At 30.7% G+C, this 17,354-nt stretch carries 16 protein-coding genes and 1 tRNA gene; 10 read left to right on the forward strand and 7 right to left on the reverse strand.

Annotation, left to right across the window (positions count from 1 at the left end; genetic code table 11):
• Positions 1-310 precede the first annotated feature (310 nt).
• From thrS to ACWYN7_RS10350, 9 genes are all read left to right on the forward strand, one after another.
• On the forward strand, positions 311-2,251 hold the full coding sequence (gene thrS, locus ACWYN7_RS10310) for a threonine--tRNA ligase (protein WP_462859852.1): 1,941 nt from the start codon (positions 311-313) through the stop codon (positions 2,249-2,251).
• Between the two features lie 124 nt (positions 2,252-2,375).
• Positions 2,376-2,894, forward strand: a complete 519-nt coding sequence (infC, locus tag ACWYN7_RS10315; protein WP_462859960.1) for a translation initiation factor IF-3 — start codon at positions 2,376-2,378, stop codon at positions 2,892-2,894.
• Positions 2,895-3,024: 130 nt separating this feature from the next.
• On the forward strand, positions 3,025-3,222 hold the full coding sequence (gene rpmI / locus ACWYN7_RS10320; RefSeq protein WP_462859854.1) for a 50S ribosomal protein L35: 198 nt from the start codon (positions 3,025-3,027) through the stop codon (positions 3,220-3,222).
• Between the two features lie 92 nt (positions 3,223-3,314).
• The gene (gene rplT / locus ACWYN7_RS10325) at positions 3,315-3,659 is read left to right on the forward strand and encodes a 50S ribosomal protein L20 (protein ID WP_068355457.1); all 345 of its coding nucleotides are present in this window, start codon (positions 3,315-3,317) and stop codon (positions 3,657-3,659) included.
• A gap of 82 nt (positions 3,660-3,741) precedes the next feature.
• Positions 3,742-4,335, forward strand: a complete 594-nt coding sequence (locus ACWYN7_RS10330) for a hypothetical protein (RefSeq protein ID WP_462859855.1) — start codon at positions 3,742-3,744, stop codon at positions 4,333-4,335.
• Positions 4,336-4,625: 290 nt separating this feature from the next.
• On the forward strand, positions 4,626-6,029 hold the full coding sequence (locus tag ACWYN7_RS10335; protein WP_462859856.1) for a glycogen synthase: 1,404 nt from the start codon (positions 4,626-4,628) through the stop codon (positions 6,027-6,029).
• Between the two features lie 3 nt (positions 6,030-6,032).
• Positions 6,033-7,295 carry a glucose-1-phosphate adenylyltransferase gene (locus ACWYN7_RS10340; protein ID WP_462859857.1) on the forward strand — a complete coding sequence of 421 codons (1,263 nt, stop codon included), beginning with the start codon at positions 6,033-6,035 and terminating at the stop codon, positions 7,293-7,295.
• Between the two features lie 25 nt (positions 7,296-7,320).
• Positions 7,321-9,231 (forward strand): 1,4-alpha-glucan branching protein GlgB, encoded by a 1,911-nt coding sequence (glgB, locus tag ACWYN7_RS10345; protein ID WP_462859858.1) that lies wholly within the window; start codon positions 7,321-7,323, stop codon positions 9,229-9,231.
• Positions 9,232-9,488: 257 nt separating this feature from the next.
• A complete protein-coding gene (locus tag ACWYN7_RS10350) occupies positions 9,489-11,894 on the forward strand; it encodes a glycoside hydrolase family 31 protein (protein ID WP_462859860.1) in 2,406 nt (801 codons plus the stop codon).
• Between the two features lie 259 nt (positions 11,895-12,153).
• Here ACWYN7_RS10350 and ACWYN7_RS10355 read toward each other — a convergent pair.
• From ACWYN7_RS10355 to ACWYN7_RS10365, 3 genes are all read right to left on the reverse strand, one after another.
• Positions 12,154-12,227 (reverse strand) — tRNA-Arg (locus tag ACWYN7_RS10355).
• 24 nt (positions 12,228-12,251) lie between these two features.
• The gene (locus tag ACWYN7_RS10360) at positions 12,252-12,704 is read right to left on the reverse strand and encodes a GatB/YqeY domain-containing protein (protein WP_462859861.1); all 453 of its coding nucleotides are present in this window, start codon (positions 12,702-12,704) and stop codon (positions 12,252-12,254) included.
• 20 nt (positions 12,705-12,724) lie between these two features.
• Positions 12,725-13,174: a retropepsin-like aspartic protease gene (locus ACWYN7_RS10365; RefSeq protein WP_462859862.1), complete on the reverse strand. Its 450-nt coding sequence runs from the start codon at positions 13,172-13,174 to the stop codon at positions 12,725-12,727.
• A 158-nt stretch (positions 13,175-13,332) separates the two neighbouring features.
• Here ACWYN7_RS10365 and ACWYN7_RS10370 point away from each other — a divergent pair, with 158 nt between their 5' ends.
• Complete coding sequence (locus ACWYN7_RS10370) at positions 13,333-13,794, forward strand: Na(+)-translocating NADH-quinone reductase subunit F (protein ID WP_462859863.1); 462 nt, start codon at positions 13,333-13,335, stop codon at positions 13,792-13,794.
• Between the two features lie 111 nt (positions 13,795-13,905).
• On the opposite strand, the gene nqrF is transcribed toward ACWYN7_RS10370, so the two are convergent.
• The 4 genes from nqrF to ACWYN7_RS10390 are packed head-to-tail and all read right to left on the reverse strand — an operon-like array spanning position 13,906 to position 17,352.
• Positions 13,906-15,216 carry an NADH:ubiquinone reductase (Na(+)-transporting) subunit F gene (gene nqrF / locus ACWYN7_RS10375; protein WP_462859864.1) on the reverse strand — a complete coding sequence of 437 codons (1,311 nt, stop codon included), beginning with the start codon at positions 15,214-15,216 and terminating at the stop codon, positions 13,906-13,908.
• Between the two features lie 4 nt (positions 15,217-15,220).
• Positions 15,221-15,949, reverse strand: a complete 729-nt coding sequence (gene nqrE / locus ACWYN7_RS10380; protein WP_462859865.1) for an NADH:ubiquinone reductase (Na(+)-transporting) subunit E — start codon at positions 15,947-15,949, stop codon at positions 15,221-15,223.
• A 5-nt stretch (positions 15,950-15,954) separates the two neighbouring features.
• A complete protein-coding gene (locus ACWYN7_RS10385) occupies positions 15,955-16,602 on the reverse strand; it encodes an NADH:ubiquinone reductase (Na(+)-transporting) subunit D (protein ID WP_462859866.1) in 648 nt (215 codons plus the stop codon).
• Positions 16,603-16,605: 3 nt separating this feature from the next.
• Positions 16,606-17,352 carry a Na(+)-translocating NADH-quinone reductase subunit C gene (locus tag ACWYN7_RS10390; RefSeq protein WP_462859867.1) on the reverse strand — a complete coding sequence of 249 codons (747 nt, stop codon included), beginning with the start codon at positions 17,350-17,352 and terminating at the stop codon, positions 16,606-16,608.
• Positions 17,353-17,354: the final 2 nt, after the last annotated feature.

Consider the following 17,354-nt stretch of genomic DNA (forward strand, 5'->3'; position numbering starts at 1 on the left):
TCACCACAAACAAACAAAAATCAACACAATTAATATCGGTTTTTAATAATCAGGAAATGAAATCAATCTTGAAAATGACAAAAACCTTAATATAATTAAACAAATTATCATATAATATTATAGACCATCTAAAGAAATAAGCTAGATCATCTAAAGAAAACACTTCCTATTATATAAGTCTTTGTTTTATTCTATGTATTAAGTCAGTGAAAATTCAATTAAATATCAATCAGCATTAAGTAAGTTGATATATATATTGTATGAAATATTGTTTTCTAATATCTTTGCAGCCTTAAATAAGATAAATTAAATGATTAAAATTACTTTACCTGACGGAAGTATTAAAGAGTTCACTGCACATAGCACTCCTATTGATGTTGCAAAAAGCATAAGTGAAGGATTAGCAAGAAATGTAATTTCTGCGAGTTTTAACGGAAAAACAATTGAAACCACTACTCCTTTAACCACAGATGGAACTCTAGTTTTATTCACATTTAATGATGCAGAAGGGAAAAAAGCATTTTGGCACTCTTCTGCCCATGTTTTAGCTGAGGCCATATTAAGTTTTCATCCTAATGCTAAATTAACTATTGGACCTGCTATTGATAATGGTTTTTATTATGATATAGATTTAGGCGACGATACTATTTCTGAAAAAGACTTTGCTGCAATAGAAAAGAAATTTTTAGAAATTGCTCGTGGAAAACACGAATTTACCATGCGTGAAGTTTCTAAAGCTGATGCCCTATCTTTATATAAGAGAGAAAACAACGAATATAAAATTGAATTGATTGAAAATTTAACTGATGGCGATATTACATTTTGTGATCACAGCAATTTTACAGATTTATGTAGAGGAGGACACATCCCGAATACAGGAATCATAAAAGCGGTTAAGATTATGAATGTTGCTGGTGCCTATTGGAGAGGTGACGAAAAAAACAATCAATTAACGAGAGTTTATGGTATTTCTTTTCCAAAGCAAAAAATGCTTAAAGAATATTTAGAACTTTTAGAAGAAGCAAAAAAACGTGATCACAGAAAATTGGGGAAAGAATTAGAACTGTTTACTTTTTCTCAAAAAGTTGGTGCAGGTTTACCTTTGTGGTTACCTAAAGGTGCTGCATTGCGTTCTCGTTTAGAAAACTTTTTAAAAGCTGCACAGAAAAAAGCAGGTTATGAAATGGTAATGACCCCTCATATTGGTCAGAAAGAACTATATGTAACCTCTGGACATTATGAAAAATATGGAGAAGACAGTTTTCAGGCAATAAAAACACCTAAAATGGATGAGGAGTTTTTATTAAAACCTATGAATTGCCCACATCACTGTGAAGTTTATAACTTTAAACCTTACTCGTACAAAGATTTACCAAAACGTTTTGCAGAATTTGGTACAGTATATAGATATGAACAAAGTGGAGAATTACATGGCTTAACACGTGTAAGAGGTTTTACACAAGATGATGCTCATATTTTTTGTACACCAGAACAATTAGATCAAGAGTTTAAAGAAGTTATCGATTTAGTATTATATGTATTTGGTTCTTTAGGTTTCGAAGATTTTACAGCACAGGTATCTATAAGAGATATGGACAACCTAGACAAGTATATAGGTGATGTTGAAACTTGGGAAATTGCAGAAAATGCAATTATCTCTGCAGCTAAAGACAAAGGTTTAGATTATGTAATTGAAGAAGGCGAAGCTGCTTTTTACGGACCTAAATTAGACTTTATGGTTAAAGATGCTTTAGGCAGAAGTTGGCAGTTAGGTACTATACAAGTTGATTATAATTTGCCAAAACGATTCGATTTAACTTATAAAGGATCAGATAATCAATTACACAGACCAGTTATGATTCATAGAGCACCTTTTGGTTCTATGGAACGTTTTATTGCAGTGTTACTAGAGCATACAGGAGGAAATTTCCCTCTTTGGTTAACTCCTGATCAGGTTATCTTATTGCCTATCAGCGATAAATATCAAAAATATTCAGAAAAAGTTTTAGAATCGTTAGAAAATTCCGAAATTCGCGCCCTCGTAGACAGTCGAAGTGAAAAAACTGGACGAAAGATTCGTGATGCCGAAGTTAGTAAAATCCCATTTATGGTGATTGTAGGTGAAAAGGAAGAGCAAGATGGCACAGTTTCTGTAAGAAAACATGGAGAAGGTGATATAGGTACTTTTACAATAGAAGAATTTATCGCCTTAATAAAAGCAGAAGAAGACAAAACATTAAAGAAATTTTAATATATTAGGGTTTCATCAGAAAAATACAAACTGAGTAAAAATCAGTCGTAAAAAAATTAAGTTAAATTTAAATTTATAAGTCATAGCAATACGTAGAAGCAGGTCTAGAAGACCACTAAGAGTAATCAAAGAAGATCAACATAGAATTAATGAAAAAATAAAATATGTTGATGAAGTTCGCCTTGTGGGCGATAACGTTGAAGTTGGTGTATATCCTTTAGCTAAAGCTAGAGAGTTAGCCAAAGAACAGGAATTGGATTTGGTAGAGATATCACCAAAAGCAAAACCACCTGTTTGTAAAATTATTGATTACAAGAAGTTCTTGTATGAGCAAAAGAAACGTGAAAAAGCCTTAAAGTCTAAAGCTACAAAGGTTACTATTAAAGAAATTCGTTTTGGACCACAAACCGATGAACACGATTATGAATTTAAAAAGAAGCATGCCATTAAGTTTTTACAAGATGGAGCTAAATTAAAAGCATTCGTATTCTTTAAAGGACGTTCTATCATATTTAAAGAACAAGGGCAAATTTTATTATTAAAATTAGCTCAAGAATTAGAAGATTATGGTAAAGTGGAGCAATTACCAAAATTAGAAGGTAAACGTATGATTATGTTTATTGCTCCTAAAAAAGTAAAATAAAAAAGCATTTTTAAAGTTTAAAGGTTCTTTTAAGGTTGATAAAGTTATGTATATACTTAACATTGTTACTTTGTAAACAACCTTTTAACTCTAAAAATAAAGATATTAAGCAAGTTAAAACGAAGGAGAAATGCCTAAAATGAAAACCAAATCTAGCGCCAAAAAACGATTTAAAGTTACTGGTACTGGAAAATTAAAAAGAAAGCACGCGTTTAAAAGTCACATCTTAACAAAGAAGTCTAAAAAACGTAAATTAAAGCTAACTCATGACACTTTAGTACACAAGTCTGATGAGCCTAGCATTAAGCAAATGTTAAACTTAAAATAAGTTTAACCAGGGAATTTAATTATTAACCATGGAGTTAGGCAAAATAGAAAGTATTCTTAATTGAATCGCCTACTACAAAAAACATTGAAATTATGCCAAGATCAGTAAATTCAGTAGCCTCAAGAAATAGAAGAAAAAAAATCTTGAAGGCAGCAAAAGGTTACTTCGGACGTAGAAAAAACGTTTACACAGTAGCAAAAAATGCGGTTGAAAAAGGTATGCTTTATGCATACAGAGACCGTAAAAACAACAAGAGAAACTTCCGTTCTTTATGGATTACGCGTATTAACGCAGCAGCTCGTTTAAACGGAATGTCTTACTCTCAGTTTATGGGTAAAGTAAAAGCTAACAACATCGAATTAAACCGTAAGGTTTTAGCAGATTTAGCCGTTAACAACCCAGAAGCTTTTAAGGCAGTTGTAGATAAAATTAAATAAATAATAATACTTGCTTATATTTAAAACCCAAACTTTTTGTTTGGGTTTTTTTCATAAATTTACACACTTTAATTACACCATTATGAAATTTAAAACATTATTGTTTTTTGTACTTTTAACTAGTTTTTCTTTCTTTGCCCAGCAAACCACACCAGACACACCACAAGAAGATACTTCTTTAAAAGGTCAGTTCGATAAGATTTACAGAATATCTACAACCTATCAAGTATATAAAGTTATAGATAAAGAAAAGTTCTTAAAGCTTAAAAAAAATGTTTTAGATTCTTTACAAGATGCTAAAGAATTAATTTTAGAAAAAGAAAACCTACTACAAACAGAAAGAGAGAATATAAAAAAAACAAAAGCAATTTTAGCTAAAACCCAAGCAGATTTAGAAGCTTCTAACTTAAAAGAAAATTCAATTTCTCTTTTTGGCATACAACTTAGTAAAATAACGTATAACCTTGTTTTATGGAGTATTATTGTTATTTCTTTACTAGCACTGTTTTATTTTATTTATAAATTCTCTAGAAGCAATGTATTAACTAAACAAGCACAAAACAATTTAATTGATGTTGAGCAAGAGTTTGAAGTACATAGAAAAAAATCTATAGAGAGAGAGCAAAAACTACGCAGACAATTGCAAGATGAAATCAACAAGCATAGAAATAGTTAATTGTTTTTAGAAATATCAACTTTTAAAATTCTATAGAAATTCTTATTATAACCACTAGAAATACTGTCTATTTTTAGAATAGAAACCCAACATTTCTAACCAAATAACAAATCAAAATTATTTAAAATTATTCTAAAGTATTTTTTGAATTTTATTTTAAATATTTAAAGTACTTTTCATTAATATCATAAAAAAATTAATGTTTAATTAAATTTATAGAAATTATATAAAACTTCACTCATAATAAATATAATTTTTGTAATTTTAAGACAGAAATTAAAAATTTTATTTTGAACATATTACATATAAGTGCAGAATGTTATCCCATAGCTAAAGTTGGAGGTTTAGCAGACGTAGTAGGCGCTTTACCAAAATACCAAAGAGAACTTAGTGTAACTAGTAATGTTGTAATGCCTTTTTACAACAATACATTTACCCAAAATAATAGTTTTGAGGTTGTACATGAAGATCAGTTAATTTTAGGTTACGACACCTTAAGTTTTAAAGTTTTAAGGCTTACAAATAGTGCTTTAGAATTCGATTTGTATTGTGTAGATATCCCTGAATTGATCTATAAAGAATATGTGTATTCTGCAGACGACACCGAACGTTTTTTAGCTTTTCAGATTGCAACCTTAGATTGGATTAGCTCTTGGCAAGAAAATCCAGATATTATTCACATTCATGATCATCATACAGGTTTAATTCCTTTTATGATGACACAGTCTTATAAATACAAATCTTTACGATTTATACCAACAATTCTAACCATTCATAATGCGCAATATCAAGGTTGGTTTTCTCATAGAAAAGTATATTTAATTCCTGAGTTTAATTTTCAAAATGTTGGTTTATTAGATTGGAATAGCATTATTAATCCGCTTGCGGCGGCAATTAAATGTGCCTGGGCTGTAACTACAGTTTCTCCTTCTTATATGAACGAGTTAAAACAAAGTGCTAATGGCTTAGAAAACTTATTAAACCAAGAAAGTGATAAGTGTATTGGTATTTTAAATGGAATTGATTGGAATGTTTGGAATACTGAAACCGATAACTATCTTATAAAAAACTACAGCAAATCTACAGTTGTTTCTGGTAAAAAAGCAAATAAAGAATGGCTTTGTAATGAGTTTAACTTAGACATAAACAAACCACTTTTTGCTTTTATAGGAAGATTAGTAGGTGAAAAAGGTAGTGATTTATTTCCAGAAATCTTTAAGAAGGCCTTAGCAGAAAATGATATTTCTATACTATTATTAGGATCTGGTAATAAAGAAACAGAGAAAAAATTAAAAGCTCTACAAGAAACCGAAAACTATAACGCATATATAGGTTACGATGAAAAACTGTCTCATATTATTTATGCAGGTGCAGATTTTATTTTAATGCCTTCTAGAGTAGAACCTTGTGGTTTAAACCAAATGTATTCATTACGCTATGGTACCATGCCAATAGTAAATGCCATTGGTGGTTTAAAAGACACTATAATAGATCTAGAACAAGAAAATGGTTTCGGAATTAGGCATTATGGAGTTACTGTAAACAATGTTGTAACTGCCATAGAAAGAGCAAACACATTCTATCAAGATAAAAAAGAATTCGTAAAAAACGCTAAACACATAATGACAATCGATCATTCTTGGAACAATTCTGCCCAAGAATATATAAACTTATATAAATCTTTAAAAAAATAAACTATGACCAATAACAGTGTATTATCAATAATTTTAGGAGGTGGACAAGGCTCTAGACTTTATCCATTAACAGCAGACAGATCTAAACCTGCTGTACCTATTGCTGGTAAATACAGATTAGTAGATATTCCTATTTCTAATTGTATTAATTCTAACATTAAAAGAATGTATGTTTTAACACAATTCAATTCTGCTTCATTAAATCAACATATAAAAAACACCTATCACTTTAGTTTTTTTAGTCAAGCTTTTGTAGACGTTTTAGCTGCAGAACAAACCATGCAAAGTGATAAATGGTTTCAAGGTACAGCAGATGCAGTTAGGCAAAGCATGCATCACTTTTTACAGAACGAATTCGAATATGCATTAATCTTATCTGGAGATCAATTATACAATATGGATTTTCAGCAAATGATCGAAAAACATAAAGAAAGTAATGCCGAAATTTCTATAGCTACTTATCCTGTAACTGCTAAAGAAGCTACAGGTTTTGGTCTTTTAAAAACTAATAGCGAAAACACAATAACTTCATTTATAGAAAAACCAGATGCATCTTTATTGCCAGATTGGACTTCTGATGTTAGTGATGAAATGAAAAGTGAAGGTAGAAACTATTTGGCTTCTATGGGGATTTATATTTTTAACAGAGATTTATTGGTAGAACTTATGAAAAACCCAGATACCATAGACTTTGGAAAAGAAATTATACCCAATGCCATTCACGATCACAAAACTGTAAGTTATCAATATGAAGGATATTGGACAGATATTGGAACAATTCAATCTTTCTTCGAAGCAAATTTAGGTTTAACAGACGATATTCCTAAGTTTAATTTATACGATGAAAACAGAATTTATACAAGAGCAAGAATATTACCAACTTCAAAAATTTCTGGAACCTTATTAAATAAAGCCGTAATTTCTGATGGATGTATTATTCATGCAGATAAAATTGAAAGAAGTGTAATTGGTGTAAGATCTAGAATAGGAAAAAATAGTGTGGTTACCAACACTTATATGATGGGTAATGATACTTACGAATCTTTAAAACAAATAGAAACCAACAACATAGAAAATGTTTTAGGTATTGGAGATCGATGTACAATTAACAATTGTATTTTAGATAAAAACTCAAGAATTGGAGATGATGTTACCATAAATGGAGGTGATCATTTAGAAGATACAGAAACAGATAACTATTTAATTAAAGACGGTATTGTAGTTGTTAAAAAAGGTGCAACAATCCCTAAAGGAACAAAAATTTAACAATACCCAACTTATAAAAAAATACATGCCAAACGTTATAGCTCATAGTTTATTTACAGAATTCGACATTAATTTATTTAAAGCAGGAAAACATTATCGATTATACGAAAAATTTGGATCGCATATTACTACACTTCATAATGTAGAAGGTACTTATTTTGCTGTTTGGGCTCCAAGTGCAAAATCTGTATCCGTAATTGGCGATTTTAATTTTTGGCAAGAAACCGAACATCAACTATATGTTAGATGGGATGGCAGTGGAATTTGGGAAGGTTTTATACCAAATGTAGGTAAAGGTACTAGGTACAAATACAAGATAAAAAGCTCTCATAATAATGTAACCACAGAAAAAGCAGATCCTTTTGCCAGAAGATGTGAGCATCCACCAAGAACTGCTTCAGAAGTTTGGTCAGATGATTATTCTTGGCAAGATAAATCTTGGATGAAAACCAGAAAGAAAAAAAATGCATTAGATGCTCCCTACTCTGTTTACGAAGTTCATTTAGCCTCTTGGAAAAAACAAATCGAAGAAAATAGATTTTTAAGTTATAGAGAATTAGCCGAAGAACTTGTAGATTATGTAGCAGACATGAATTTTACCCACGTAGAATTTATGCCTATTATGGAGTATCCTTATGACCCAAGTTGGGGGTATCAATTAACAGGATACTTTGCACCTACTGCACGTTTTGGGTATCCAGACGATTTTAAATATTTGGTAGATGCATTTCATAAAAAAGGAATTGGCGTCATTTTAGATTGGGTTCCTTCTCACTTTCCTTCAGACGATCATGGTCTTGGTTATTTTGATGGTTCACATTTATACGAACATCCAGACAGAAGAAAAGGATACCATCAAGATTGGAAAAGTTTAATTTTTAATTACGGTAGAAACGAAGTAAAAGCGTTTTTAATTAGCAATGCCATTTATTGGTTAGATCAATTTCATATAGATGGCTTACGTGTAGATGCTGTAGCTTCTATGCTATTCTTAGATTATTCTAGAAAAGATGGTGAATGGGAACCAAATAAATATGGAGGCAGAGAATATTTAGAAGCCATCGATTTTATTAAAGAAATGAATACAGAAGTGTATGCTTCTTTTCCTGATGTACAAACCATTGCAGAAGAATCTACATCATTTTCTAAAGTTTCTAGACCCATTTACGATGGTGGTTTAGGTTTTGGAATGAAATGGATGATGGGTTGGATGCATGATACTCTAGATTATTTTAAGAAAGAACCTATATATAGACAGCATCACCAAAACGATTTAACATTTAGTTTAAATTATGCTTTTACCGAAAACTTTATGTTGCCATTATCGCATGATGAAGTAGTTTATGGAAAAAAATCTATCGTTGGCAAAATGCCAGGGGATGAATGGCAACGATTTGCAAACTTAAGATTACTATATTCTTTAATGTATACACATCCTGGAACAAAATTATTGTTTCAAGGTGGTGAATTTGGCCAAACAAGTGAATGGAACTTTCAAGGAAGTTTAGATTGGCATTTATTAGAATATGATGTACATAAAGGCGCACAAGAACTGGTTAAAGACTTAAATATTTTTTACAAAAACGAACCTGCTTTATATCAAAAACAATTCTCTTATCATGGTTTTGAATGGATTGATCATGGAGATCATTTAAATTCCGTTTTATCTTATATTAGAAAAGGAGAAAATGAGGCAGAAAATATAATTGTGGTTTTAAATCTAACACCAGTTCCTAGAGAAAAATATAGAATAGGCTTACCAAAAGCAGGGAATTTAAAAATGGTTTTTAATAGCGATGCCAAAAAATATTATGGTACAGACAATTATAAAAACACCAATTTAAAATCTGAAGAGTTAACATGGAACAACCGTGAAAACTCAATCGAATTAAATCTTCCTCCTCTAGGTATGCTAGCATTTAAGTATAAAAAGTAAAATAAAGCCTCTTTTTTTTATCGCTAATATTGATAAAAAAAGAGGTTTTTTTTATGTACTTCTTAAAAAAACTTATCAATATTATCACAATAAAAATTATACGAAAAATTTACTAAAAGTTGACTTATTCAGTTTATTTTTAAATAAATAAGCAATATTTTTGTTTTTAACATAAGCAGTAAATCAACATAGAAAATTTTTATTAATTATTCTTATTTATAAAATTTACAAAGCTAATCGTCTAAAAAAAATCAATTATGATTGTCAATACTGAATTAGAACAAAAAGGGAATTTATTTCCTTCGCAAATAATAAGTTATAAAAAAGATGTAGATACACTCTACTTTACCACAAAAAACAATGTTATTTTACAGGTAACAGTAGTTAGAGATAGTGTTATACGCTTTAGATACGCCACTACAGGAAAATTTGAAAACGATTTTTCTTATGGAATTACAATGCACGCCTCTAGAGGATACAGTTTTTTAGAAATTACTGAAGATGAGCTACATTATATCATCACTACTTCTAAATTAATCTGTAAAATAGAAAAACTAAGCTTGCAAGTTAGTATTTACGATGCTACAGATATGGTTTTAATTAATGAAGACGAAATTGGTTTTCATTGGGAAGAAAGCTATGAGTTTGGTGGTGATATTGTAAAAATGAGTAAAATATCACAAAAAGCAGAAAGTTATTATGGCTTAGGTGATAAGCCAGTAGATGTAAACCTAAAAGGGAAACGTTTCGAAAACTGGGTAACAGATTCTTATGCTTTTGGTAAAAATACAGACCCAATTTATAAAGCCATCCCTTTTTACACCTCTATATGCAACAATAAAGCTTATGGTATTTTCTTTGATAATACGTTTAGAACTTATTTCGATTTTGCGCAAGAAAGAAGAAATGTAACTAGTTTCTGGGCGCAAGGTGGCGAAATGGATTACTATTTTATCTATGGACCAAAAATGCAAGATGTTGTTGCCAATTATACAGATTTAACTGGTAAACCTCATGCATTACCTCCTTTATGGGCTTTAGGTTTTCATCAATGTAAATGGAGTTATTACCCAGAAAGTAATGTAAAACACATAACTAAAACCTTTAGAGATTTACAAATTCCTTGTGATGCTATATATTTAGACATCGATTATATGGATGGTTTCCGTTGTTTTACTTGGGATAAAAATCATTTCCCAGATCCAAAAAGAATGGTAACTGAGTTAGAAGAAGATGGTTTTAAAACCGTAGTTATTATAGATCCAGGAATTAAAATAGATTTAGAATACGACGTTTTTAAAGAAGCTTTAGATAAAGATTATTTCTGTAAACGTGCAGATGGCCCTTATATGAAAGGTAAAGTTTGGCCAGGAGAATGTTATTTTCCAGACTATACAAAACCAGAAGTTAGAGAATGGTGGTCTGGTTTATTTCAAGAATTAATAGAAGATATTGGTGTAAAAGGAGTTTGGAATGATATGAATGAGCCAGCTGTTATGGATGTGCCAAACAAATCTTTTCCAAATGATGTTCGTCACAATTATGATGGCAATCACTGTTCTCATAGAAAAGCACACAATATCTATGGTATGCAAATGGCGCGTGCCACTTACCACGGATTAAAAAAATATGCATATCCAAAAAGACCTTTTGTAATTACAAGAGCTGCATATTCAGGTACTCAAAGATATACATCAACTTGGATGGGAGATAATGTTGCCACTTGGGAACATTTAGCAATTGCAAATAACCAAGCGCAAAGAATGGCAATGTCTGGTTTTTCTTTTGCAGGATCTGATATTGGAGGTTTTGCAGAACAACCACAAGGAGAACTTTTTGCAAGATGGATTCAATTAGGAGTTTTCCATACATTCTGTAGAGTACATTCATCAGGTGATCATGGAGATCAAGAACCTTGGGTTTTTGGTCAAGAAATTACAGATATAGTAAGAAAATTCGTTGAATTAAGATATCAATTATTACCATATTTATATACTGCTTTCTGGAAACACATTAACCACGGAACTCCAATTTTAAAATCTTTGGTTTTATTCGATCAAGAAGATGCACAAACACATTATAGAAGTGATGAATTTGTTTATGGAGAACAAATTTTAGTTTGTCCTATTCAAGAACCAAACGCAAAAGGTAGAAGAATGTATATACCAAGAGGTAAATGGTACAACTTCTGGACTAAAGAAATCATAGAAGGTGGCAAAGAAGTTTGGGTTGATGCAGATATAGATAGTATGCCAATCTTTATAAAAGAAGGTGCTGTAATTCCTAAATACCCAGTACAACAATATGTAGGCGAAAAGAGTTTTGATGAAATTACACTAGATGTTTATTATAAGGCTGGTAAAGAAAAATCTGAGTTGTATGATGATGCTCATGATGGTTACGACTATAAAAAAGGAAGATACAGTTTGCGTACTTTTAAATTAACTGGTAAAAAGAAAGAATTTATTTTAACGCAACATAAAGAAGGTACTTTTGATGCTGCTTATAGTAAGTTTGTCGTTAATTTACACAACTTACCATTTAAGATCACTTCAGTGCAAATAGACAATGTAGAAATTGAGATAAATCAATCAGAAACAATTGAATCGCAAACAATTACTGTTAACAAAGAATTTAATGAATTGCATTTATTCGGACAATAATCTACCATTTTTAAATCATTTTTTTAGAGAGTCCTCCCCATTTATAGGGAGGACTCTCCCCATTTATGGGGAGAAGAAAATTTCACCATAAATGGGGATTGTACAGAATTAAAATGTAATGTAAATTTGTAATATAATTGTAAATCTAACCCCCAAGATTTATTTAAATTAAAATCTAGTTATCTAGATAATAATTGTTACTAAAAAGAGAGCGATGAAAGATAAATCTTATCATCGCTTCTTTTTTTAATCCTATTTGTGACTCCAGCAGGATTCAAACCTGCAACCCTCAGAGCCGAAATCTGATATTCTATTCAGTTGAACTATGGAGCCATTTTTTATATTTTGATGTAGTTTTTAACTCATCAAATGCTTTTTAACTAAAGTAGAAATTGTTTTTCCATCTGCTTGCCCAGCCAATTTTTTAGAAACTATTCCCATAACTTTACCCATATCTTGCATTCCAGAAGCGCCTAATTTTTCAATAGTAGCTACTACAACTTCTTCAATTTTTTCTTCTGATAAAGCTTCTGGTAAAAATTGTTCCAAAATTTTAATCTCAGCCAATTCTGGTTCTGCTAAATCTTCTCTACCTTGTTTTAAAAAAACAGCTGCACTATCTTTTCTTTGTTTTACTTGTTTCTGAATAATTTTAATTTCTTGCTCTTCTGTTAATTCTTCTTGAACACCAGTTTCAGTTTTTGCCAATAAAAATGCAGACTTAACTGCTCTTAAAGCTTGCAAAGCGAGTGTATCTTTTGCTTTCATAGCTTCTTTCATTTTATCCATTACCTGTTTTTGTAAACTCATTCTAAATTATTTTAAATTAATTATTTCTTTGTCTTTTTTAGATATAGAATATTCTTATTATAATCTATAAACGCTTTTCCCTTTTGTAAAATATCTGCACCAATAATTCCATGCACTTCTTTAGCATTATGTTGCACTAAAGCTGTATTAACATGAGATAAATTGAATAATACCAAATGGAATTTTTTAGTTTTCCAATCTCCAATTTTTAAAAAATTGTTTTCAGATTGCTGTGTTTCCATATCTGTTGCTCCAGCACCAGCAGCTTTGGTTTCACTTTCTTGGGCATCCAACTTAAAATGTGCTATTAAATCTAAAGCAACACAAGAATTAGAAGCTCCTGTATCTAAAATAAATCTGCCTTTTACACCATTAATAGCTGCTTTTAATTCTAAATGATTGGTTTCAATCCGCTTTAATTTTATTTTAACGTATTTCTTTTTCTTTAATATCTTTTGGATGCTTTTCATTTATCAAAAATAAGAACATCAAAAATACAATATAATAGGATGAAAAAAAACCAGCAACAGGCTTATTTAATTTTATTATAAACACTGTTAAAGTATGTATTGATTTGATTTAATAGCAATATTTTAGTATTTTTAGTTAGATTAAAAAGCAAAAGTATATGAAAACTACAAAAAGACTTGAACAAGCTCTTATAAAGCTATACAATGCATATCACAATAATAGATTAAATCCTGAAGATTGTACTGCTTGTGCAGTAGGTAATATTTTAGATAATCATGATAGTTGGAAACATTTATCTAACAATCATGGCTCTTTAAATTTGAGTTATGTGGGTAGAGTACATCAAAATTTAGGAAGAAAGTTTAATGGTTATACACCTTTAGAAATATTACAAATAGAAAAAGTATTTTTAGATGCCTGCGGATTTAAAACGCCTCTTTGCCATTACAATAAAAAGCCAGAAAATTTTACATCCAAAGAAATTTTATTCAATGGACTTTCTGAAGTAGTTGCACTATTGTGTAAATTGGATAATATTCCTAATGTTATGGATTATTCAAAAATATTTGAACAAGAAAATGGAGAGCCTGTTTATCATCTAGAAACCTTTTTAGCTTGATATTTTTATTAAAATTTAAAATAAAGCGCAACAAAAAACCGATTCAAATATAATTGAATCGGTTTTTTGATGTTTGATGAGATTCTGAAACAAGTTCAGAATGACGCTTTGCTATCCTCCAAAGTCATCGAAACGAATATTTTCGTCTGCAAGACCAAAATCTTCTCCCATTTTCTGAACAGCTTTGTTCATTAATGGTGGTCCACAGAAATACAATTCTAAATCTTCTGGTGATTCATGGTGATTTAAATAATTATCGATAACACAATTATGTATAAAACCTACAAAACCATCACCAGATTCGTCATGAATATCTTTTTTCACTTTCCAGTTATCAGATTCTAATGGATCTGATAAAGCAATGTAAAATTTAAAGTTTGGAAAATCTTTTTCTAAAGCTCTAAAGTGATCTATGTAAAATAATTCTGCTTTAGAACGACCTCCATACCAATACGTAACTTTTCTACCAGTTTTTAAAGTTCTGAATAAATGATATAAGTGAGAACGCATTGGAGCCATACCAGCACCACCACCAACATATAACATTTCTGCATCAGATTCATTAATAAAGAATTCTCCATAAGGACCAGAAATTACACACTTGTCACCTTTTTTCAAGTTGAAAATATATGAAGAAGCAACTCCAGGATTTACATCCATCCAGCCACCTTTTGCTCTATCAAATGGTGGAGTTGCAATACGTACGTTTAACATAATTTCTCTACCTTCTGCAGGGTAAGAAGCCATAGAATAAGCTCTTTCTACAGTTTCAGTATTTTTCATTACTAACGGACGTAGCTTAAATTTGTTCCATTCCGCTTCGAATTTGTCTGGAGTATCGTGCTCTTCTGGGTGAGCAGTAATATCCATATCTGAATATTTTACTTCACATGGAGGAATTTCAATTTGAATATACCCACCAGCTTTGTAACCCATATCTTCTGGTATTTCTACAACAAACTCTTTAATAAAAGAAGCTACATTGTAATTTCTTACCACAACTGCATCCCATTTTTTAATTCCGAAAACTTCTTCAGGAATTGTAATGTTCATGTCTTGTTTAACTTTTACTTGACAAGCTAAACGTGCACCTGCTTTTAATTCTTTTTTTGTAAAGTGAGGTACTTCTGTTGGTAAAGCTTCTCCTCCACCTTCTAAAACGTGGCATTCACACTGAATACAAGATCCACCTCCACCACAAGCAGATGGTAAAAAGATTTTTTCGTTTCCTAAAGTGGTTAATAATGTACTACCAGAACTTACTTCAATTTCTTTTTCTCCGTTAATAGTAATTTTTACTGGACCAGAAGGAGATAATTTTTGTTTTACAAATAGTAACAATGTTACCAATAACAATGTTATTAATAAAAAGGCTGCTACTGTTGCAATAATGGTTCCTGTTGTACCTGCTGCTAATATCATTCTTTTACTCGTTTATATTTGTGTTTTCAGCTACAATTTCTTTAGCCTTTTCTTCTTTTACTTTAACCTCTTTTACCTTTGCTTCTACAGCTGGTTTTTCTTCTTTCTTTTCATCTCCACCAGTTAACATACCTCCAAAACTCATAAAACCGATTGCCATTAAACCTGTAATGATAAATGTAATACCTAATCCTCTTAATGCTGGTGGCACAGAAGAATATCTAATTTTTTCACGAATGGCAGCAATTGCTAAAATAGCCAAGAACCAACCAATACCTGAACCTATACCATAAGTAAACGCTAATCCTAAAGAAGGAATTTCTCTAGATTGCATAAATAAACTACCTCCTAAAATAGCACAGTTTACTGCGATTAATGGTAGGAAAATACCTAAAGAATTGTATAAAGATGGTGAAAACTTTTCAACAATAATCTCTACCAATTGTACCATTGTTGCAATGGTTGCAATAAACATGATAAATGATAAAAAGCTTAAATCGTAACTTGCATATTCTTCTCCTAACCAAGCTAAAGCTCCATCTTTTAAAATATATTGATCTAACAGCCAGTTTAAAGGTACAGTTACCGCCAATACAAAGATTACAGCAGCTCCTAAACCAACAGCAGTAGATACTTTTTTAGATACAGCAAGGTAAGAACACATCCCTAAAAAGGTTGCGAAAACCATGTTATCTATAAAAATCGATTTGAAAAATAATTCTATATGTTCCATAATTTCTATGCTTCTTCGATTAATGATTTATTCTTACTTCTTTGTACCCAAATTATAATACCTACAACAATTAATGCCATTGGCGATAATAACATAAATCCGTTATTTTCATATCCTATTGCATATAATCCTGTTTTTTCTATAGGATCTCCTAACACTTTAAATCCTAATAAAGTACCAGAACCTAACAATTCTCTAAAGAAACCAACTGCAATTAAGATAATACCATAACCCACTGCGTTACCAATACCATCTAGGAAAGATCTCCATGGTCCATTACCTAAAGCAAAAGCTTCAAAACGCCCCATAATAATACAGTTTGTTATAATTAAACCAACAAAAACGGATAAGGTTTTACTTAACTCATAAGCAAAAGCTTTTAAAACTAAATCAACAATAATTACCAATGTTGCCACAACAATAAGTTGCACAATAATTCTAATTTTTGATGGTATAATGTTTCTCATTAAAGAGATAACTACGTTACCAACTCCTAATACGAATAATACAGAAATTGACATTACAATAGAAGCTTTTAGCTCTGCAGTAATTGCTAATGCAGAACAGATACCTAATACTTGAATTGTAATTGGATTGTTATCTAATAATGGATCTTTAATTAATGCTGCGTCTTTTTTTGATAAAAGTCCCATAAATTATTTTTTTAATGATTTAAAATAAGGCACATACAATGCTAAGTCTTTCTTAATCATTGCAGATACACCATCACCAGTAATTGTTGCACCAGCAATTGCATCTACCTCATAATCTGTTTTATCTTCGTTTTTTGGGTCGTTATTTCCTTTAGCTACAGTAATTCCTTTAAAAACTCCTGCTTCTGTTAACAAATGCTCTCCGTAAAAATCATCCATAAAATAACGTTGTTTTATGTTGGCACCTAAACCTGGTGTTTCTCCTTTATGATCGAAATAAGCACCTTGTACTACCATATTTTCATCCATAGAAACATAACCCCAAATGGCATCCCATAAACCTTTACCTCTAATTGGAGCTACATAGTAAGTTTTACCATCTTTCTCTCCAATAAATAAAGGCAATTTTCTAGTTTTACCTTCTTTAGCATTTGCTTGTTGCTTTTTTACATCGATTAAATACGCCTCGTCATTTTCAGAAATTTTATCTCCTTCTATAACAATTTGTTTTTTAATGTATTTTGCAAACTCTTCTCCTGCTACTGATGTTGATACAAATGTAGCACTAGACTCATCGTTTTCATTTACACCCATTGCATACAGAATATTCTGTTGCTTTTCTATTCTTTCATTTTCTTTGATAGCTGGTTTTAAAGACGAAGCTAAAAAAGCCAACAAAGAACCAACGATTACCACCATTACAATAGCGAAAATCATTGTATAACTATTACTATCTGTTCTCTTACTCATAA

The organism is Polaribacter sp. M10 (genome assembly GCF_054968445.1).